Here is a 17,779-nt window from a genome sequence, read left to right as displayed (position 1 = left end):
CAGCGGGCCGCGCAGTGATCAAGTCTGTGCCGCGGGCGCCGCGATCTCGAACACCTGGCGCAGATAGGCCAGGTATTTCTCGTCGTCGCACATGCTCTTGCCCGGCGTGTCCGAGAGCTTGGCCACGGGCTGGCCGTTGCAGCGCGTCATCTTGATGACGATCTGCAGCGGCACATGGTCGGGCGCGTCGCCCAGGTCATTGGTCAGGTTGGTGCCGATGCCAAAGGCCAGCTGGCAGCGCCCGTGGAAGCGCTGGAACAGCTCGATGGTGCGCGGCACCGTCAGGCCGTCGCTGAAGATCAGCGTCTTGGTCAGCGGGTCGATGCGGTTGGCGCGGTAGTGGGCCAGCAGCCGCTCGCCCCACTCGAACGGGTCCCCGCTGTCATGGCGCGCGCCATCGAAGAGCTTGCAGAAGTACAGGTCGAAATCGCGCAGGAAGGCCGACATGCCGTAGACGTCCGACAGCGCAATGCCCAGGTCGCCCCGGTACTCGCGCGCCCAGGACTCGAAGCCGAAGATCTGGCTGTCGCGCAGGCGCGGGCCCAGCGACTGGCAGGCCTGCAGGTATTCATGGGCCAGCGTGCCCAGGGGCCGCACGCCCAGCTTCATGGCATACAGCACGTTGCTGGTGCCCGCGAACTGCCCCTCGGACTCCGCGGATGCGCCGGGCCGGCCCAGGCGTGCGCACAGCACGCGCAGCACCTCTTCATGCCAGGCCCGCGAAAAGCGGCGGCGCGTGCCGTAGTCGGCAATCTTGAGCTGCTCCAGGCCCGGCTGCTGCAGCAGCGCGATCTTGGCATCCAGCCGGCGCCGGCCCTCGGGAAAATCGGGCACCGGCTGGGTGTTGCGGAAGTACACCTCGTTGACGATGGCCAGCACGGGAATCTCGAACAAGATGGTGTGCAGCCAGGGCCCGCGAATGGTGATGTCAATCTCGCCGCTGGGCAGCGCCTGCACCGTGACGCACTTCTCGTTGAGGTGGAACAGGCTCAGGAAATCGACGAAATCGCTCTTGATGAAGCGCAGGGAGCTCAGGTAGGCCAGCTCCGCATCCTGGAACCGCAGGCTGCACAGCGAGCGGATCTCGGCCCGGATCTCGTTCACATAGGGCGCAAGCTGCACGCCGGGATTGCGGCACTTGAAACGGTACTCGACCTGTGCCCCGGGAAACTGGTGCAGCACCACCTGCATCATCGTGAATTTGTACAGGTCGGTATCGAGCAGGCTGGTGATGATCATGGACAGAGCCGGGCGGTAGGCGCCCAAGCGGTCAGATGGCAGACAGCTTTCGAGTGTAGGCCATCCACACGCCGCCGCGCTGCGAGCGGGCGCCTTGCATGCGCCCCGAACGCCATCAGCCGCGCAGCAGCGGCTCCAGCACCCGGCGCAGCGCCTGCGGAATCTGGGCAGGCCGGCGCGTCTGCCGGTCCACATAGACATGGACGAAATGCCCGGCTGCGGCCGACAGCGGCTCACCCTGCGCAAACAGCCCCACCTCGTAGCGCACGCTGGAGCCGCCGATGCGGGCCACGCGGATGCCGGCCTCCACCTCCTGCGGAAAGGCCAGCGGGGCGAAGTAATTGCATTGGGTCTCTATGACCAGTCCTATCGTCTCGCCCGCATGAATGTCCAGCGCGCCCTGCTCTATCAGATGGGCATTCACCGCCGTATCGAACCAGCTGTAATAGACGACGTTGTTGACGTGCCCGTAGACATCGTTGTCCGACCAGCGGGTTGTTATAAAAGTGAAGTGCTTGTAAGCATCTCTTCCCTCTGGAATAGGTCTAGTAGCTACAGAATTTTTGTCCATTGTCACCCCCATACTTCAAGCAAAACTGCGAAAATGTCCATTGAATTGACCATCTGACCATAGGGCAAGCACATGAGCACCAGAAAATTGACCATTGGCACCAGCCCAGCCCCCAGCCGTCGCCCAAGGCTTCCTAGTGGCATCAGCTACCACCCTACCCCCCAAGGGCTGAAATATCGTATCCGCATCAGGAGCGAGAAGAAGTTGAGGGCTTTAGGAGCTACAGAGCAGATTGATGAAGTGTTTGATGAACTCAAGCAAGCAGAGCAACGACTCATCAAGCTCAAGTACAAGAAAGATGAAGTTCAACAAGAATTTATAAAGAAATTTATTGATGAAGTTTCTTTAATAACAATAGCCGAACTTCTAGAAGAACACTACACACAATATTATTCCAAGCTCAAGTCTTCAAAAGAACACAAGAGTAGAATGAACGTCATCAGCAGAACTTTAATTCTTGCAGAAGACCCGAGAATTATCAAAATTGCAACAATTAAATTCAGAACGACTCAAGCGGTAGACAACAAAATTGAGTTCGGAAGTGTTCCAGTAGTTGAGTTTTCAAAGTATCTAAATTCTTTTATTTTTTCCAGAAAACAAAAAGTCAAAAATCAAACGATTGTCAATGATTTGATGTTTCTATTGACAGCTTTGAAAAATGCACACAACTATTTTTCAAACATTGAGAAGATAAAAGATCCCTTAGAAACTGTAGATTTCAAGCAACTCAAAGACCAAGTTACTTATAGAAATAAGCGACTTAACCCGCAAACAAGAGCAGCAATAGAAACAATTCTCTTAGAGAAAAGCAGGAAGCTGCACTATTGGGAAATGTTCGTATTTCTAAGCGAAACAGGAATGAGAATTTCAGAAGCTTTGTCAGTTCTTAAAAAAGATGTTGACACAAGCAAAGATATTATTTCTTTGATTTCAAAGAAAAACGACAAACCAAGATTTGTCGGAGTGACGGAAAAACTTAAAGAAATTCTCTACAAAAAAATTGAAAATTTAAAGGCTACTGATAGAGTTTTTCCGTTCTCTAAAGAGACATTTCAAACAAAGCTCAAGAACATTCGCCCACATCTAGATGAGTTAGGAATTAGGTTTCATTGGCACATGCTCAGGCATACATTCATCAGCAATGGTTTTGAGAGCAAGTCAATTCCAAACTTAATGAATGAGGTTGATATCAACGACTTCCAGCACTTTCAACAGCAATACTTGAATCCCCACCAGAGTGAACAGATTGCTATCAAAGTAGCCAAAGCTCAACAGCTAACACCCTATGAGATGCAAGTAGTTGCAGGACACGGGAGTCCTGAAGTCACTATAGGCACATACACACATCAAAGAGAGCTAACAAAAGAAGAAATTCTTATAAAGCAAAACGAGGAGCTAAAAATAATGCTCATGCAACTAACAAAGAAAATTGCAGAAAAAGATTAAAAAAGTCCTGGACAAGAGAAAATAATAACAATAAAATGGAGTCTTCTTAAACAGCCAAAGCGAGGGCTTTAAAATGTTTGCCAACCAAAGTTTTTTGACTTCTGCACAAATCAAGGCTCAAATGGAGGCTCTGCAAGCACAGCTTGCACAGGCAGAAGAGATTGAAAAATCCAGCAAGAAAATTATTGAAGAAATCAAAAAGAGCAAGATTGACCCTAAGGCTCTTACCGCTCTTCTTGTTGCCGAGAAACTGATTATTCTTCCTGCGGGCAGCCAATCTACAGATAAAGAACTAATCTTTACTACTGCTGTCACGACAAAAGAAGGTCGGCAAAGTACTTTTAAAGTGTGGAAAGACCGCGAAGTTTGGAAGCTCACTGCTGATGCTCTCAAATACTGGCAATCTGTAAAACAACTTGGGCAAGAAAAATTTATTGAGAAATCAAACGAGGTCGGCAAGGCTTGGTTTGCAACAGAAGCCGGCAAAAATTGGCTGGCAAAAGCTTTTGCATAAGCACCCTATCCCATCCCACACAAGCACTCTACGGAGTGCTTTTTTTTCGTCTAAATCATTTTTGCTTAATTTAGCTTTTTCTTAAAGAACATCTTTTCTCTACGAGAATTTCAGATAAAACAGTGATTTCATTAACCGCTTATCTTAAATACTTAAGAAAGCTTGCATTTTGAATTATTTTGCTGTACAGTTATATAACAACAAAGGAAATAAAATGAAAACAATATCAAATTTTATAATAGATGAAGAAATAAAATTATGCGATGCCTTCCCTTTAGAGGGGGAAGATGCGGTTGCAGCAGTCTTAAAAATAAAACTAGACATGCCTGAGTTAGCTACTTATGAATACTTGACTATATTTTCAAGCATTTATATTGATCAAGGAGAAATCAAAGAAAAACTTTCAAAGCTAAATGGACTGAAAGAAAAGATGCTTCCATTGTTATTAAAAAAATACGAATACAACATCAAATACGAAATAGTTTACGAGTTAAGCGAAGATATTGGCGATGTAGAAATAGAGGAAGAGTTTATTCAAAATAAAGTTGACTACATCAATGAAATTCTAAGGGAAGCAGTTGAGCAGCAAATTAAAGACAATTTTGATCTTTAACCAAACCAGCGAAAGCTGGTTTTTTTTCGCCTCTCAAATCTTTTTAGCATCATTTTATATGATGTTTTTCTATACACCTTTTTATACACTACTCCGCAAACATTGAAACCCGCATGGATAAAGGCTTTCCGAACGATTGAGAAAATTCTTATACACTAATCCATACACCCCACTACTTTTTTATACACTACTCAAGAAACCTTGAAAGCCTTTATCCATGCGGGTTTCAAGGGGGTTGACAAATTTTCTATACACTATTTTCGTGCATTGTTGATATTAAGAGTGACAGATGTATTCTAGAATAAATATCTATTAGATATAGACTAGTATTGTCGTAGACAACTGTATTCTTTGTATTAAGAATAAAAAAAAGGAGGCGGCGCGAAAAAATGCAATTTGCTCTTGATTTTTTATTATTTCACTGTACAGTTATATAACAACAACAGAAAATCAATGAACAATATAAACAACAAGACAGTGAGAGATAGATTTGTAGCAATCAGTCATTTAACAATAACAGCCTTAGCTAAGTTAAATTGTTTAGCTAGCTACACACTGTATTTTTATCTATCTAGCAAACAAACCTTCAAAAACGGACTTGTCGGAGTTTTTGAAGAATTAACAATTTATGATGTTTCAAAATACTTGAGCGAAACACTGAGCAAGAAAATTGACACAACAACAGCAAAATACTATTTGAACAAATTAGAGAAAAATTCTTTAATCAAAACACACAATCAAAAACCTCTTCTTTTGTCTCTAACTCAAGCTGAATTCGCTGAGAGCTTAGAGACAAAAGAAGAGGTTTTTTCTTATGTGCAAAACAATGAAGAAGAGTTTAATTTTCACATACATAGAAGACGAGCAAACGAGTTCTACAGCACTTTCAACATACAGCCGCTAGCTACCCCCTCCCCCACTCCAACGGGGGCAAAGGAGCAGGCTTTAGATGCGCTCATCAAGAGCAGGCCGACAAGAGCACAACCCACAGCCTTGGAGCTCTGCCAAGCACAGACTTGGCGGGATGAAATTGATGAGCTAGACCCGTTTGCAGACCCGCCCGAATTTGACCCATTCGCGCAACATCTAAATAAAAATAGAGAAATAGTAGAAAGATATAAACAACAAAGAAAGATTGAGATATGAAAGATTTATCAAAACAAGATGAGACCAATTTAGCAAAAAAACAGTTCAAAGAAGTCAAAGAAAAGATATTTAACTTGCTAAGTTTTCAAAAAGATAACAGTGAAGAATTAGAGTTTTTAAACAAAACTACAATATTATTTGTCAACAATCAACATGCAAATTATGCTGCTTACGCAGATTTTGACTACAAGTATTTTGACTTTAGAAACGAAGATTACATACATGCTATTGTCTACAACATAGCAAGTACAACAGACAATACCAATCTTTTTATTCACGAGCTAGCTCATTTAATATGCATTCAATACAACATATTAAATGAGAATCAGTCCGGCCACCACTGTTTAGAATTTGCAATAATAAATTATTGCATTCAATGGAAAGCAATTTACCAAAAGATTAATATACATAAAAGTTTTTTCAGGTCATCTGACATAAAAGACGATAAATCTTTCCCTACACTATGTGTAAATGTTTGTCAATTTGACAGCTTTATAAAAAATATTGAATGGCAGACACTTTCAGAATTAGTTAGAGAAAGCAAAAGGCTAGCAAGAATCATTAGACAAAAATCAATTAGATAAAATCAATTAAATAAAGGAAAGTAAAATGAATTTAGAAAATTTAGAAAATCATGAATTAGAAGAATTTCAAAAACAAGTGAATGACGAAAGAAATAAGCTCTACTTGTTTATGCTGGCTTTAGAGATAGCAGAGGACACAAGCGACTTGCAGCATCATTTTGAAGTCTATCAACATCATTACATCATAAATTCTTTTGAAGAAAACATAAATTTCCTAAAATCTCTTGAGCTGGAAAATATCAGTGCAATTGAATTCAGTTCACAGCTATCTTCAGAAATTCAAAGAGAAACATCAACAAGACGGAAAGATTCTCTTGAAAATAATTTAGAAATAAAACACGATAAACTTGATAAAAAGAAAAAGATTTGATATAACTGTATAACTGTACAAGAAAAAAGGAGAAAGAAATGAAGAAAATAGATAGGAAGTTTATAGAGTCATCATCGTTTAGACTTGATTTGCCAACCGCAATCTACAACGAAATAAAAGAGATTGCTGACAAAGAAAACAAATCAAGAACTTACACAATGATTGAAGCTCTGCAAGAATTTATTGAGAAAAAAGGAGAAACAAATGAATGAAGATATACAAGATATTTTAGAACTAGCTTGCTATTCCGTACTGATAATTTTTGTCGGTTTGGCAGAAACAGGAATTCACACGATAGCAAATTTTTTATAAAGGAACAAAAAATGAACGAGACAAAAAAAGAAAAAAGACAATACGATTTTAGTCCAAAAGCAGAAGCAGAACTAAAACTTGCCGGGTTTTTCTTCTTCAGCATGTTTGCCGGCATAATTTTTTCTGTGATGTATTTAATTTTGAAGGGATAATTATGAAAACGGAAAAAGAAATTGACGAGATGAATTTACTCAAGCACTACTACAAAGAGCTGAAGAAAATTCTAAAAGATGACTCACTGAGTCATGAGCAATTTGAAGAGCAATATCATTCAATACAAAAAGAAATAGAAAAATTAGAAAATTAAAGGAAATAAAATGAAATTACAAGAACTACAAACAAGACTCACTGAGAAGAAAATTAATTCGACTTACTCAAAAATCAGTAATGAATTTGTCAATCAAGAAAGAGTTTATCTAAACATCAATAAACAATTTTTAGTTTACTTTATTCAATTTGATGACAAGCCTTTTTTAAAAGTCTACATTCAAAGACCTAAAAATTTTGATTTCAAGAACATCAAACAAAGTGAACTTGAGACAGAACGATGCAAAAAAGCGAAGCTACAATTTTTAAATGCAATCAAATTTCTTGAATCAGGAATTCAAAATTTAGAAGAATATGAAAATTGGAATGATGTACAACTCTCGCCAAAATCCGAAGGCATCAAGATTGAAGTCAACATATAAAAGAGGTAAATTGATTACAAAAAAGGGCTGCAATTTTGTAGCCCTTTTCTTTTTTCTCTCCTGAATTTTTTATCTTTCTCAATTTACCGCTGTAAAAGTAACACTTGTTTTTGAACTGCTAGAAAAGACCGTATTCCACTCCAAGGGACAAGACAGAATACCTTTACACCTGTCGCAACCCCTAGCGGGCTTGCATTAAGAGCTTTGCTCACTCTGAAAACATAGAAATTTGATGGAATACGAGAAGAATACAAAACAACTCTAAGACAGCTTTAGTATTCCACTCAAAGCCTTATTTCATAAGGCTTGCAAGAGATTTTGAAAGTATTCCGCCGAAGACTTGATTTTTAGTATTTTTAGAATACTATAAATAAGCAACAAAGGAATACATATGCAAAATAAAAACAAGATAAAAATATCAGCCGGATTAAATTACTTTCTTCACAAGAAAGCTCAAGAATTTGTCAAAGAGAAAAATATTTCTCTCACATATTTAGTGGAAACTTCGCTTGAACTTTTCTTTGAAGAGCAAAAGAAAATTGAAAGCAACAAGAAATTTGAAGACAACTTTGCAACCCTTGCAGAAATTCTTTTGGAGATAAATCAAAAAATAGACGAGTTAAAAAATGATAACTAAAAGAAAAATACTCTATGCTCGTTCAAGAAAAACAGATTATCAAATCTCAAACGAAGACTATAGAACTTATTTAGACCAACATTTATTTTGGTTCATTGTTAGCTTTGCCTTCTCCACTTTTTTATTTTTTCTATTTTTCAAAGCTCAAGGCTATGAGTTTAGAGAAGCTTTGAAAATAAAAGACAAGCTCACTTTTTACATCATTGTGTCAACAATGATTGCAAGCTATCCAGCAATCAAGTTTGTAAAACCGTTTCAGCGACTCAAGATAAAAGACTTGAACAGTCCGCGACTTGTCTACGATGAAACAGCTTTAGAGCAGTTCAACAGCTACGAGCCCGCTCCCAAGGCTTTACAGCTCACTGACCTGGTACAGCTATCCAAGAGGGCCGCCGAGGTGGCCACTCTCATCACTGGAGAACAAGGCTCAGGCAAGACAGTGACTCTTGACCGCTACCACGAAGCCAGTATTCAGGCCGGCAGCTACTCAATTGTTCACGACCCCAAGGGCGACTACACAGACAAATATCTTTCAGTCGGGGAAAAGATTGCAGTGATTGCCCCATGGCTTGAACAAACAAAAGCCATAGATTTTGGGGGCATGATTTTCAACAAAGATAAGAACAAGCAAGATGTAATTCTTGACTTGTTCTTACTTTCTTTTCATGGCACAAAGCCCGAGGGGGACAGCTTTTGGTATGAAACATCTTATGCAGTTCTTAAAGCGATTTGCTTAAAGCTCTGCAAAGAAAAAGAAAACAACTGGCAAGAGTTAGATATTTGTCAGGAATTTTATTCAAAACAAACAGCAGAAGATTTTCACAACCTCAAAGAATTTTACCCGGCAGTCGGCAACTTAATTTCCAAAGAAGAAAGCAATATGATTTCTTCAATTATTGGCTCTTGTGTGCCCACAATAATTAAATGGCAATCACTTGCAAATTTTTGGCATGATGAAAAAAGCAGACTAAACATCAAAAACTTCATCTACAGAAGAACAAAATACAAACACATCATTATTAGAAATGATGCAACATATGAAAGCATTGCAAACTCTGTTGTTGCCTGCTTTGTCAATGTTGCAACAGCATTTTTATTAGACAGTGAATATTTAATCTTCTCAAAGAAACTAAAAGATTCCGAGCAAAAGTATGAATTCAGATTTCTTCTTGATGAATTTAATGCTTTTGCAAAGTTCTTAGATATACCAAAATTTAATGGCTTGAATGACCTTGGAAGACAAGCCGGCATTAGGCTAGTAATTTGCTTACAGAGAAGAACTCAAGCACTTCACTTTACAAAAAACAAAGACCTAGCAAACGATTTTCTTTCTACATTCCCCAATCTTGTGATTTGCAGAATGGCTACAGATGATGTGAAAGACTATGAAAATATTCTTGGCTCTTACAAAGTCATTGAAACTTCACAATCTGCCAACTTTAATAAAGATGGCCAGAGCTCATCAGAGAGAACTCAAGAGAGGGACATAAAGAATGACCCACTCATTCTAAAAAATATTTTAGGTCCTGATAAAACGGGTGTTTTTGTCTGCATTAAGACAGTACAAAATCCTATTTTTGCAGTGGTAAAAATTCCATTTAAAGAAGTCTTTGGCAAAGAAATTATTGAGCAAAGACAAGCACAGTGCAAAGCAAGCGACGAGAAATTTATAACAAACACCTTCAAGCAGAAGAACAAAGAAAGTAAAGAGATTGTTATAAATGTTGCAAGCAAAGAAGTAGAGCAAGCACAACCCACAAAAGAGAAAGAAGGAGTTCAATTCTCTGTAGATTTTGAAGAAAATCTAACTACGAAGTTAGAACAGCCATCGGCTGAAAGCTCTTCTTCTAAAGAAGAATGCAACGAGATAGCCAAAATCGGCATAGAGGCTCTTACAAGCCTCGCTGACCCAGCCCATTGCATCGGAACAATAAATACGGCTGTAGAGGTTCTTGAGGCTATAGAGCCATCCACAAAAAACACTAACACTCTGACAACAGAGGAAAAACTAAAAAAACTAAAAGGGAGAAGATAAATGCTAAGAATAAAACAATCAAAAAATAGTAGCTACTATACCAATGAGTACGGCGAAAAAGAAAACTATTACGACAAAGAAAGCAAGGGTTTTTGGCTAGGCTCTGCTAAGGAATTTTTAGGCTTGAAAGACGAGCTAACGATAGACGAGTACAACAAACTATTTAAAGGCCAATCACCTAATGGAAAAAATCTTACTTATCAGACTGGCAAGCATAGAACTTATGATTTAACTTTATCTTGCAACAAAGATGTTTCAATCTTAAAAGCAGCCTATCCACAGCTAGCCGACACAATAGACAAAATTACCCTAAATGCAGCCAAAGAAACTTTACAAGAAGCTCAAAAATTCATTGCAGTCAGAGAGACAAAAAACGGAGTAACAACAAAGAATTTTGAGACAAATTCTGTGTTTGGAACTTTCCACCATTCAACAAGCAGAGAGCTAGACCCACAGGAGCACTATCACAACTTGCTCATGCCCTTGAGCTTCAACAGCAAAGGCAAAGCCTATGCAAACGATGTGAGCAAGCTATTTAAAAATCAGAAATATCTAGGGAATATTTTTCAAAAGTCTATTGCTAGAGAGCTAGAAAAACAGCTAGGACTTAAGACCGTTTTCAATGAAAAAGGCTTATCTAGAATTATCGGTATCAACAAAGAAGAAAGAGACTATTTTTCAAAAAGAAAAGAACAGATTGAAAAATTAGCAGGAGACAATGCAAGCTATAGAGATAAAGACTTAGCAAGTCTTGCAAGCAGACAAACAAAAAAGGATTACGATTTATCTAAACTTCAAGAAAATTGGAACAAGGAGCTACAGCAGAAGTTTGGCTTCAATGAAGCAAGACTTCAATCAATGAGAAATAAGCCGGTAGAAACAAAAAAGGCCGACTTGCTTCAAAGCAAATCAGCCAATCTTGACAACAGAACAACAAGACAAATTTCAATATTCAAGAATATTGCAAAATTGTCAAAAGTCAAGCCCCGAGGAATTTCATCAAAATCTGTAGCAAGCTTTTCAAGCTCATCAAGAGAACAGCTACACAACAGCATTGCACAGCTTCAAGCAAGCTTAGGAAGCATACAAGCTCAACTTTCTTCAATGAGGCAAGAAGATCCCAACAGGCTTCAAGTATTTTCACAGTTCTTATCTTTAGGCTTTCAACTTCAAGAACTACAACAACAGCTAGCAGAGCTTCAAAGAAAAGAACTGGAAAAAGCTATTGAGCAAAACAAAGAAAGTGAAAAAACAAAAGGTAGAGAAAGAACTAGATTTGATAGAAGTCCAAAAGACCGCTAACCCCCCTGCCCCCTCTACACGAGGGGGAGAGGACCCCGTGTTTATCAAGAAGAAGAAGGAAGGCAGGACAGCCGTTATCGCTTCGCTACATGGGGCTAGCCCCATACCCCTGAAATGCTGCACGATTGTCCATCTTTTTGACCATTGCACTCTGTAAGCTATTGATTTGTATAGCTAAACATCGTTGTCCGCCCAGCGCGTGCTGATGCGTCGGAATGCCGCATAGGCCGAACGGGGCTGCGGCGCGGGGCGGCTCGGGGGCGATTCATTCATGGCGGCCATTGTGCCGCTGGCCGAATGCGCCCTGTCCCCGGCCACTGTCGCCATCACGACGCGCACTGCGGCCAATCACTCGCCAAGCGAGTAAGCATGCCAACTGAAAAATGTCGTCAAACCGACATAAAACCAATTCAAAATCAAAGACTTACAAAAAACCCACAGCTTTCCGGATTTTTTTGCTGCACCGCAGCATCAGGTACTTGATTCCTTTTTTGCAATCCCTACAATAAGACCCATGCTGCACTGCAACATGACACTCAGTCAGGTCAGCGCAGGCAATTCCCCGTAACCCGAGACCCCTGTGGTCCGTTTTTCTGGAGACTGACATGAGCTTGACCCCTGACCAAATCCTGAGCGCACAAAAGGCCAACCTGGAAACCCTGTTCGGCCTGACGAGCAAGGCCTTCGAAGGCGTTGAAAAGCTGGTGGAACTGAACGTGACCGCCTCGCGCGCCGCACTGACCGAAGCTGCCCAGCACACCCAGGCTGTCCTGAGCGTCAAGGACGCACAGGAACTGCTGTCGCTGCAGGCCAACCTGTTCCAGCCCCTGGCTGAAAAGACCGCTGCCTACAGCCGTCACCTGTACGACATCGCCAGCGGCACCGGCGCCGAACTCGCCAAGACCTTCGAAAGCCAGGCTTCCGACCTGCAAAAGAACTTCAGCGCCCTGGTGGACACCACGGCCAAGAATGCACCCGCCGGTTCCGAAACCGCCGTTGCCGTGATGAAGAGCGCCGTGTCGGCTGCCAACAATGCCTTCGAGTCGGTGCAAAAGGCCGTCAAGCAGGCTTCGGACCTGGCGGAAGCCAACTTCACGGCCGTGACCAACACCGCCAACGAAGCCGTCCAGTCGGCCCAGACCCGCAAGCGTTGATCACGCTGTCTTACAACGAGGCTGCGTGCAAGAATCAGTGATTACCCGCATAATTGCACGCATCCCGGGTCGAAAGACCTGACCAGTTGTCTCCTTGGATCCTCTTGAAACCCCCGTTTCTGGATCCTTTCAAACCCAGTCTTTGGACTGGGTTTTTTTTCGTGCGCTTTTTCGCGCGCCTTGGCTCACGGCCCACCAGGGACCACCGCGCACAAGCCCTTAGACGGGCCCCACCCTTTATTAAGAACAATTCGCGTTTGACCTATCATCGCGCTTTGCCAACAAAGAGAGGCCTGTCTTCATGTCGAAATCCCTGAAAGCCCTGTTTGCCGCTTGCGCCCTGGTGGCTGCCGGCACAGCCATTGCCGACTCCCAGGTCGTCAACCTCTACTCCGCGCGCCACTACTCCACGGACGAGGAGCTGTACAACGGCTTCACCAAGGCCACCGGCATCAAGATCAACCGCGTGGACGGCGACGACGCTGGCATCATTGCGCGCCTGAAGGCCGAGGGCCAGGCCTCGCCGGCCGATGTGATCCTGCTGGTCGATGCCGCACGCCTGTACCGCGGCGAGGTCGATGGCCTGTTCCAGCCCATCCACTCCAAGCTGCTGGAAGACGCCATCCCCTCCAACCTGCGCGCCCAGCCCACGGCCGATGGCATCAGCTGGTTCGGCCTGTCCACACGCGCCCGCGTCATCGTCTACAACAAGGCCAAGGTCCAGCCCGCCGACGTGCAGAACTACGAATCGCTGGCCGACCCCAAGTTCAAGGGCCAGTTGTGCATCCGCTCGGGCTCGCACCCCTACAACCTGAGCCTGTTCGGCACCGTGGTCGAGCACATGGGCGACCAGAAGGCCGAAGGCTGGATCCAGGGCATGAAGGCCAACCTGGCCCGCCCGCCCAAGGGTGGCGACACCGACCAGATCAAGGCCGTGGCCTCGGGCGAATGCACCATCGGCGTGACCAACAGCTACTACCTGGCGCGCATGATGCGCTCGGGCAAGCCTGAGGATCAGGCCGTGGTCGGCAAGATCGGCGTGGTCTTCCCGAACCAGTCCAGCTGGGGCACGCACCTGAACATCGCGGGCGGCGCCGTGGCACGCCATGCCAAGAACAAGGACAACGCCGTCAAGTTCCTGGAGTACCTGGCCAGCCCCGCCGCCCAGAACTACTTTGCCAACGGTAACAACGAGTGGCCAGCAGCCAAGGGCGTGGAACTGGACAACCCTGCCCTCAAGGAGATGACCGGCGGCAAGCCCTTCAAGAGCGAGACCATCCCGATCACGGCCGTGGGCAAGAACATGACCAAGGTCCAGCAAATGCTGGACCGTGCCGGGTTCCAGTAACCCCCATCGCGCCCATCACCAGCCCGGCACTGCCGGGCTTTTTCTTGGGCGCGACATGGCTGCGGCCGGGGCTGCATGCATAATTTGAGAGTTACGTTTACGTCAACGTCAGATAACCAAGGAGACATTCCATGCAGATCAAGGACCGGGTATTCATCGTCACGGGCGGCGCCTCCGGGCTGGGCGAAGGCACGGCGCGCATGCTGGCGGCCGAGGGCGGCAAGGTGGTGATCGCCGACATGCAGGCGGACAAGGGCGAGGCCGTGGCGCGCGAGATCGGTGGCGTCTTCGTCAAATGCGACGTGAGCCAGGAGGCCGATGGCCAGGCCGTGGTGGACAAGGCCGTGAGCCTGGGCAAGCTGGCAGGCTTGGTCAACTGCGCAGGCATTGCGCCGGCCGAGAAGACCGTGGGCAAGAACGGCGCGCACAACCTGGCGCTGTTTTCCAAGACCATCACCGTCAACCTGATCGGCAGCTTCAACATGATCCGCCTGGCCGCCGCCGCCATGTCGGCCAACGAGCCCGAGAGCACGGGCGAGCGCGGCGTGCTGATCTCCACGGCCAGCGTGGCGGCCTACGACGGCCAGATCGGCCAGGCGGCCTATGCGGCTTCCAAGGGCGGCGTGGTCGGCATGACGCTGCCCATTGCGCGGGATCTGGCGCGCAACGGCATCCGCAACATGACGATTGCCCCCGGCATCTTCGGCACGCCCATGCTGTTCGGCATGCCGCAGGAAGTGCAGGACGCGCTGGCCGCCGGCGTGCCCTTCCCCAGCCGCCTGGGCACGCCCCAGGACTATGCCAAGCTGGTGCGCCACATTCTGGACAACGACATGCTAAATGGCGAGGTGATCCGGCTGGATGGGGCCATTCGTCTGGCGCCGAAGTAAGCACCCCCTGAGCGGCTGTGCCGCTTCCCCCTCTCTTTCTCGCTTCGCGAGGGAGGGGGACGACACCCTCGCGGCGGGGCGGCGCGGCCGGCATAGGCCCTTGCTCGGTGTCCCTCGCTTTGGGCCGTGCCGGTTTTTGAGATACGCGCGTTATCACACCGTGGTGTCTGCAGGCGTGTCTGCAGGCGCTCTGGCCATCATCTCCAGCCCCTTGCGCAATGCAGGGAACAGGCTGTGCTGGAAGTTGTTCCAGCGCAGCTCGAGGATGGTGTCTTCGGGATCGATGTCGGTGCCCAGCACGTCGGCGATGACTTCGCCGGAGTCGATGCCGTTGTCCACGTAGTGAAAGGATGCGCCGGTCTTGAACAGGGGCGGGACCGGGCGCTGTTCCATGGTCTTCCAGTCCACGATCTTGTAGCCCTGCGCGCCATGCAGCGCGTCCAGCGTGGCGCAGGCGCCCCGGCGTTCATAGGGTGATTCCAGCCGCGTGATGCCGGGGTGGATGTTGGCAATCCTGCGGTGGAACAGGGCCCCGGGCCGCACGAGTCGGTCCAGGATGACGAGCAGGCCGTCCAGCACCACCCGCTCGGCACCCAGCTGCACCAGCCTGTCCTGCAGTTGTGCCTCGAACATCTGTTTGCCCGCGGCGCGCTGCGGATCGTTCAGCGGCAGGCGCCGGTAGGAGGACGGCACGGCCATGAGCAGGTCATTGACCCTGCGCCCCTGGATGCGCAGGTCCGGCGGATAGAACCAGCGGCCGCCCGGCTGGTAGCTGAAGCCGTAGTCGCCGATTTTTTCGCGGTCGCGGGGCGAGGCCTCGTCGTCGTCGTGGATCACGGCCTCCAGGCTGTAGATATCGCCCAGCGGGCTGGTGTCCAGCAGCTCGCCCAGGTATTCGAGCGGCGACTTCATGTAGCGCGTTGCGCCCTTGTAGGCGATGTGCTGGCCGGCCTGGTCGGCGGCGGCGTTTCTCAGGGACCAGATGTAGACGAGTTTTGTCTTTGCCATGTTCGTGGATTCAGCAGGAATTCAGATGTCGGCCAGCGCGCCTTGACTGGCGGGACTGGCCGATGCAGCCGCCACCGGCTGCGCCCCGTCTTGCGGCAGGACCATGCGGCCGGCCTCCATGCGCACGATGCGGTCGGCCAGGTGGAAGTAGCGATCGTCATGGGAGATGACCACCAGCAGGTGGCCCCTGGCGCGCAGCTCGGGCAGCAGCTCGGTGTAGAACAGGTGGCGGAAGCTCGGGTCCTGGTCGGCCGCCCATTCGTCGAAGACCAGCACGGGCCGGCCCTCCAGATAGGCGTGAACCAGGGCCAGGCGCTTGCGCTGGCCGGTGGACAGGTCGATGGTGCTGAAGCTGCCGTTGCGCACGCTGACCTTGTGGGCGATCTCCAGCCGCTGCAGGTAGGGCAGCGCGGCCTCGGGCAGCGCGGCGGCCTGGCCCTCTTCGCCGCCGGCCACCAGGTCCTCGAACAGGTAGAAGTCCGAGAACACCGTCGTGAACAGCTGGCGGTAGTCGTCGCGCGTCTGCGCCGTGACGGGCTGGCCGTCGTGCAGGATCTCGCCCTGCTGGGGCGCGTACAGGCCCAGCAGCAGCTTGATCAGCGTGGTCTTGCCCGAGCCGTTGTCGCCCACCACAAAGACCAGTTCGCCCTTGCCCAGCTTCAGGTCGATGGGGCCGATCTCGAAGGCCTTGCCGCCTTCGGGCGCATCGAAGGCATAGCGCACGCCCCGCAGCTCCAGGCCGCGGTCCAGGCGGACCTCGCCGGGCGGGCTGTCCAGGTGCAGGTGCGGCTCGGGGCTGGCAAAGCGCGCCGACAGGTCGGCAATGCGCTGCAGCGCCACCTTGGCACGGCCCAGGTTGGGCAGCGCGCCCGCGATCTGGTCCATGGGGCCCTTGAGGAACAGCAGCACCAGCACGAAGCCGCTGAGCACCACGGGCTCGGTGGTGCGCAGCGCGGCCCAGCCCAGGATGAGGGCGATCAACAGAAAGAACAGCGCCGAACCGAAGGCCGAGGCCAGCACATAGGTGTTGATGGCGCGGCTGTTGATGCGGCGGATGGCATCCACGGTGGAGCCAATCTGCCCGTCGAAGATGCGGCCCCGGCGCGCGCGGTGCATGCGCAGCTCCTTGGCGCCTTCGCTGATGGCGCGGTAGGCCTTGTGCAGCACTTCCTCGTGATCGCGCGCCTTCCAGAACCCCGCCACGCCGCGTGACTGCGCCAGCGCCTGCAGGCTCACGCCCAGCACCAGCGCCACCACCAGCATGGCAAACAGCGGCGGCGACAGCAGGGCCAGATAGGCCAGGCAGCCCAGCGCAATGGCCAGGGCGATCACGTTGGAGGCCAGCACAAAGGCCACGTCGCTGATCATGTCCACGTCCTGCGTGAGCACGGGCATGAGGCGGTGCGTGCGGTAGCGCTCCAGCGCATCGATGGGCGCGGCCAGGATCTTGCCGGCCAGTTCCTTGCGCAGCTGCGCCACCAGGCGCTGCCCCACGAAATTGCCCGACATGTCCGACGTGGCCCGGCACACCAGCACGGTGGCACACAGGGCGATGAAGGTCAGCAGCAGCCCGCCCGCAAGCCCACCGGGGCGGTTGAGCACCTGGTTGATGGTCGCCAGCAGCGCCACCGTGGCCCCACCCGCGCAAATGCCCGTGACCACGGACAGCGCCATCCACGGCAGGAAGGGCCTGAGCAGGCGCAGTACCTCGGAGGGCGGTCGGCTGGCGTTTTCCATAAGGGATTCCTCTGGCGCCCGTGGGCGCATGACCTTGCAATGCCGGCGCGGCCCGGCGTTTCCTGGAGCGCGGCGCACGGCGAGCACTCCCTACTCCCTGCAAGACGTGCGTGCGCCAAAAATGTTCACTGCCCAGGCGATGAACAAATTCCGCCGCCCTGCGTCATCACGAAGAAGGGGCAGC

General features: G+C 48.6%; 20 protein-coding genes and 1 pseudogene. 16 read left to right on the top strand and 5 right to left on the bottom strand.

The genetic code is table 11. The features are described from left to right. Positions 1 to 18: 18 nt before the first annotated feature. Both pncB and ACM14_RS01275 read right to left on the bottom strand, forming a co-directional pair. Positions 19 to 1,239 carry a nicotinate phosphoribosyltransferase gene (gene pncB / locus ACM14_RS01280; RefSeq protein ID WP_013801614.1) on the bottom strand — a complete coding sequence of 407 codons (1,221 nt, stop codon included), beginning with the start codon at positions 1,237 to 1,239 and terminating at the stop codon, positions 19 to 21. Between the two features lie 115 nt (positions 1,240 to 1,354). Next, positions 1,355 to 1,810, bottom strand: coding sequence for a thioesterase family protein (locus ACM14_RS01275; RefSeq protein WP_065345122.1), 456 nt, complete (start codon positions 1,808 to 1,810; stop codon positions 1,355 to 1,357). Positions 1,811 to 1,882: 72 nt separating this feature from the next. Here ACM14_RS01275 and ACM14_RS30360 point away from each other — a divergent pair, with 72 nt between their 5' ends. From ACM14_RS30360 to mobF, 13 genes are all read left to right on the top strand, one after another. After that, positions 1,883 to 3,256 carry a site-specific integrase gene (locus tag ACM14_RS30360; RefSeq protein WP_084027237.1) on the top strand — a complete coding sequence of 458 codons (1,374 nt, stop codon included), beginning with the start codon at positions 1,883 to 1,885 and terminating at the stop codon, positions 3,254 to 3,256. A gap of 73 nt (positions 3,257 to 3,329) precedes the next feature. Beyond that, on the top strand, positions 3,330 to 3,770 hold the full coding sequence (locus ACM14_RS31105) for a hypothetical protein (RefSeq protein ID WP_139093291.1): 441 nt from the start codon (positions 3,330 to 3,332) through the stop codon (positions 3,768 to 3,770). Positions 3,771 to 3,984: 214 nt separating this feature from the next. Continuing rightward, positions 3,985 to 4,383, top strand: coding sequence for a hypothetical protein (locus tag ACM14_RS31100; RefSeq protein WP_139093290.1), 399 nt, complete (start codon positions 3,985 to 3,987; stop codon positions 4,381 to 4,383). A 453-nt stretch (positions 4,384 to 4,836) separates the two neighbouring features. Then, positions 4,837 to 5,529 (top strand): hypothetical protein, encoded by a 693-nt coding sequence (locus tag ACM14_RS31095; RefSeq protein ID WP_139093289.1) that lies wholly within the window; start codon positions 4,837 to 4,839, stop codon positions 5,527 to 5,529. Beyond that, positions 5,526 to 6,113 (top strand): hypothetical protein, encoded by a 588-nt coding sequence (locus ACM14_RS31090; RefSeq protein WP_139093288.1) that lies wholly within the window; start codon positions 5,526 to 5,528, stop codon positions 6,111 to 6,113. Before ACM14_RS31095 ends, ACM14_RS31090 begins: the two co-directional genes overlap by 4 nt. A 25-nt stretch (positions 6,114 to 6,138) precedes the next feature. Further along, the gene (locus tag ACM14_RS31085) at positions 6,139 to 6,483 is read left to right on the top strand and encodes a hypothetical protein (RefSeq protein WP_139093287.1); all 345 of its coding nucleotides are present in this window, start codon (positions 6,139 to 6,141) and stop codon (positions 6,481 to 6,483) included. A 38-nt stretch (positions 6,484 to 6,521) separates the two neighbouring features. Continuing rightward, positions 6,522 to 6,695, top strand: a complete 174-nt coding sequence (locus ACM14_RS31950) for a hypothetical protein (RefSeq protein ID WP_013802251.1) — start codon at positions 6,522 to 6,524, stop codon at positions 6,693 to 6,695. A 111-nt stretch (positions 6,696 to 6,806) separates the two neighbouring features. Next, complete coding sequence (locus ACM14_RS31945) at positions 6,807 to 6,947, top strand: hypothetical protein (protein ID WP_175403218.1); 141 nt, start codon at positions 6,807 to 6,809, stop codon at positions 6,945 to 6,947. A gap of 2 nt (positions 6,948 to 6,949) precedes the next feature. After that, positions 6,950 to 7,102, top strand: coding sequence for a hypothetical protein (locus ACM14_RS31940; RefSeq protein WP_175403217.1), 153 nt, complete (start codon positions 6,950 to 6,952; stop codon positions 7,100 to 7,102). 10 nt (positions 7,103 to 7,112) lie between these two features. Continuing rightward, the gene (locus ACM14_RS31080) at positions 7,113 to 7,484 is read left to right on the top strand and encodes a hypothetical protein (RefSeq protein ID WP_139093286.1); all 372 of its coding nucleotides are present in this window, start codon (positions 7,113 to 7,115) and stop codon (positions 7,482 to 7,484) included. 391 nt (positions 7,485 to 7,875) lie between these two features. Continuing rightward, entirely contained in the window at positions 7,876 to 8,121 is a 246-nt protein-coding gene (locus tag ACM14_RS31075) for a hypothetical protein (RefSeq protein WP_013802247.1), read from the top strand. Beyond that, positions 8,111 to 10,156 carry a type IV secretion system DNA-binding domain-containing protein gene (locus ACM14_RS30355; RefSeq protein ID WP_084027235.1) on the top strand — a complete coding sequence of 682 codons (2,046 nt, stop codon included), beginning with the start codon at positions 8,111 to 8,113 and terminating at the stop codon, positions 10,154 to 10,156. Before ACM14_RS31075 ends, ACM14_RS30355 begins: the two co-directional genes overlap by 11 nt. Continuing rightward, entirely contained in the window at positions 10,157 to 11,458 is a 1,302-nt protein-coding gene (gene mobF, locus ACM14_RS30350; RefSeq protein ID WP_084027233.1) for a MobF family relaxase, read from the top strand. Between the two features lie 177 nt (positions 11,459 to 11,635). Here mobF and ACM14_RS32685 read toward each other — a convergent pair. Further along, positions 11,636 to 11,740, bottom strand: a pseudogene (locus ACM14_RS32685) (acyl-CoA thioesterase); the annotation flags it as partial. 323 nt (positions 11,741 to 12,063) lie between these two features. On the opposite strand from ACM14_RS32685, the gene ACM14_RS01265 reads away from it, so the two are divergent. The 3 genes from ACM14_RS01265 to ACM14_RS01255 all read left to right on the top strand — a co-directional run bounded on the left by ACM14_RS01265 (position 12,064) and on the right by ACM14_RS01255 (position 14,850). Then, entirely contained in the window at positions 12,064 to 12,612 is a 549-nt protein-coding gene (locus ACM14_RS01265) for a phasin family protein (RefSeq protein WP_013801612.1), read from the top strand. A 301-nt stretch (positions 12,613 to 12,913) separates the two neighbouring features. Then, complete coding sequence (locus ACM14_RS01260) at positions 12,914 to 13,960, top strand: Fe(3+) ABC transporter substrate-binding protein (RefSeq protein ID WP_012206542.1); 1,047 nt, start codon at positions 12,914 to 12,916, stop codon at positions 13,958 to 13,960. Positions 13,961 to 14,091: 131 nt separating this feature from the next. Next, complete coding sequence (locus ACM14_RS01255) at positions 14,092 to 14,850, top strand: 3-hydroxyacyl-CoA dehydrogenase (protein WP_034363673.1); 759 nt, start codon at positions 14,092 to 14,094, stop codon at positions 14,848 to 14,850. 153 nt (positions 14,851 to 15,003) lie between these two features. On the opposite strand, the gene ACM14_RS01250 is transcribed toward ACM14_RS01255, so the two are convergent. Together ACM14_RS01250 and ACM14_RS01245 are read right to left on the bottom strand one after the other, a co-directional pair. After that, the gene (locus tag ACM14_RS01250; protein ID WP_065345038.1) at positions 15,004 to 15,858 is read right to left on the bottom strand and encodes a N(5)-hydroxyornithine transformylase PvdF; all 855 of its coding nucleotides are present in this window, start codon (positions 15,856 to 15,858) and stop codon (positions 15,004 to 15,006) included. Positions 15,859 to 15,879: 21 nt separating this feature from the next. Further along, the gene (locus ACM14_RS01245) at positions 15,880 to 17,595 is read right to left on the bottom strand and encodes a cyclic peptide export ABC transporter (protein WP_065345037.1); all 1,716 of its coding nucleotides are present in this window, start codon (positions 17,593 to 17,595) and stop codon (positions 15,880 to 15,882) included. Positions 17,596 to 17,779 lie beyond the last annotated feature (184 nt).

The organism is Delftia sp. JD2 (assembly GCF_001682645.1).
Taxonomy (GTDB): domain Bacteria; phylum Pseudomonadota; class Gammaproteobacteria; order Burkholderiales; family Burkholderiaceae_C; genus Comamonas; species Comamonas acidovorans.
This window is presented reverse-complemented; position numbering and strand designations above follow the sequence as displayed.

Bases quoted from the DNA above. Each gene is read 5' to 3' on its own strand.
- pncB (WP_013801614.1), bottom strand. From the start codon at position 1,239: ATGATCATCACCAGCCTGCTCGATACCGACCTGTACAAATTCACGATG.
- ACM14_RS01275 (WP_065345122.1), bottom strand. From the start codon at position 1,810: ATGGACAAAAATTCTGTAGCTACTAGACCTATTCCAGAGGGAAGAGAT.
- ACM14_RS30360 (WP_084027237.1), top strand. From the start codon at position 1,883: ATGAGCACCAGAAAATTGACCATTGGCACCAGCCCAGCCCCCAGCCGT.
- ACM14_RS31105 (WP_139093291.1), top strand. From the start codon at position 3,330: ATGTTTGCCAACCAAAGTTTTTTGACTTCTGCACAAATCAAGGCTCAA.
- ACM14_RS31100 (WP_139093290.1), top strand. From the start codon at position 3,985: ATGAAAACAATATCAAATTTTATAATAGATGAAGAAATAAAATTATGC.
- ACM14_RS31095 (WP_139093289.1), top strand. From the start codon at position 4,837: ATGAACAATATAAACAACAAGACAGTGAGAGATAGATTTGTAGCAATC.
- ACM14_RS31090 (WP_139093288.1), top strand. From the start codon at position 5,526: ATGAAAGATTTATCAAAACAAGATGAGACCAATTTAGCAAAAAAACAG.
- ACM14_RS31085 (WP_139093287.1), top strand. From the start codon at position 6,139: ATGAATTTAGAAAATTTAGAAAATCATGAATTAGAAGAATTTCAAAAA.
- ACM14_RS31950 (WP_013802251.1), top strand. From the start codon at position 6,522: ATGAAGAAAATAGATAGGAAGTTTATAGAGTCATCATCGTTTAGACTT.
- ACM14_RS31945 (WP_175403218.1), top strand. From the start codon at position 6,807: ATGAACGAGACAAAAAAAGAAAAAAGACAATACGATTTTAGTCCAAAA.
- ACM14_RS31940 (WP_175403217.1), top strand. From the start codon at position 6,950: ATGAAAACGGAAAAAGAAATTGACGAGATGAATTTACTCAAGCACTAC.
- ACM14_RS31080 (WP_139093286.1), top strand. From the start codon at position 7,113: ATGAAATTACAAGAACTACAAACAAGACTCACTGAGAAGAAAATTAAT.
- ACM14_RS31075 (WP_013802247.1), top strand. From the start codon at position 7,876: ATGCAAAATAAAAACAAGATAAAAATATCAGCCGGATTAAATTACTTT.
- ACM14_RS30355 (WP_084027235.1), top strand. From the start codon at position 8,111: ATGATAACTAAAAGAAAAATACTCTATGCTCGTTCAAGAAAAACAGAT.
- mobF (WP_084027233.1), top strand. From the start codon at position 10,157: ATGCTAAGAATAAAACAATCAAAAAATAGTAGCTACTATACCAATGAG.
- ACM14_RS01265 (WP_013801612.1), top strand. From the start codon at position 12,064: ATGAGCTTGACCCCTGACCAAATCCTGAGCGCACAAAAGGCCAACCTG.
- ACM14_RS01260 (WP_012206542.1), top strand. From the start codon at position 12,914: ATGTCGAAATCCCTGAAAGCCCTGTTTGCCGCTTGCGCCCTGGTGGCT.
- ACM14_RS01255 (WP_034363673.1), top strand. From the start codon at position 14,092: ATGCAGATCAAGGACCGGGTATTCATCGTCACGGGCGGCGCCTCCGGG.
- ACM14_RS01250 (WP_065345038.1), bottom strand. From the start codon at position 15,858: ATGGCAAAGACAAAACTCGTCTACATCTGGTCCCTGAGAAACGCCGCC.
- ACM14_RS01245 (WP_065345037.1), bottom strand. From the start codon at position 17,595: ATGGAAAACGCCAGCCGACCGCCCTCCGAGGTACTGCGCCTGCTCAGG.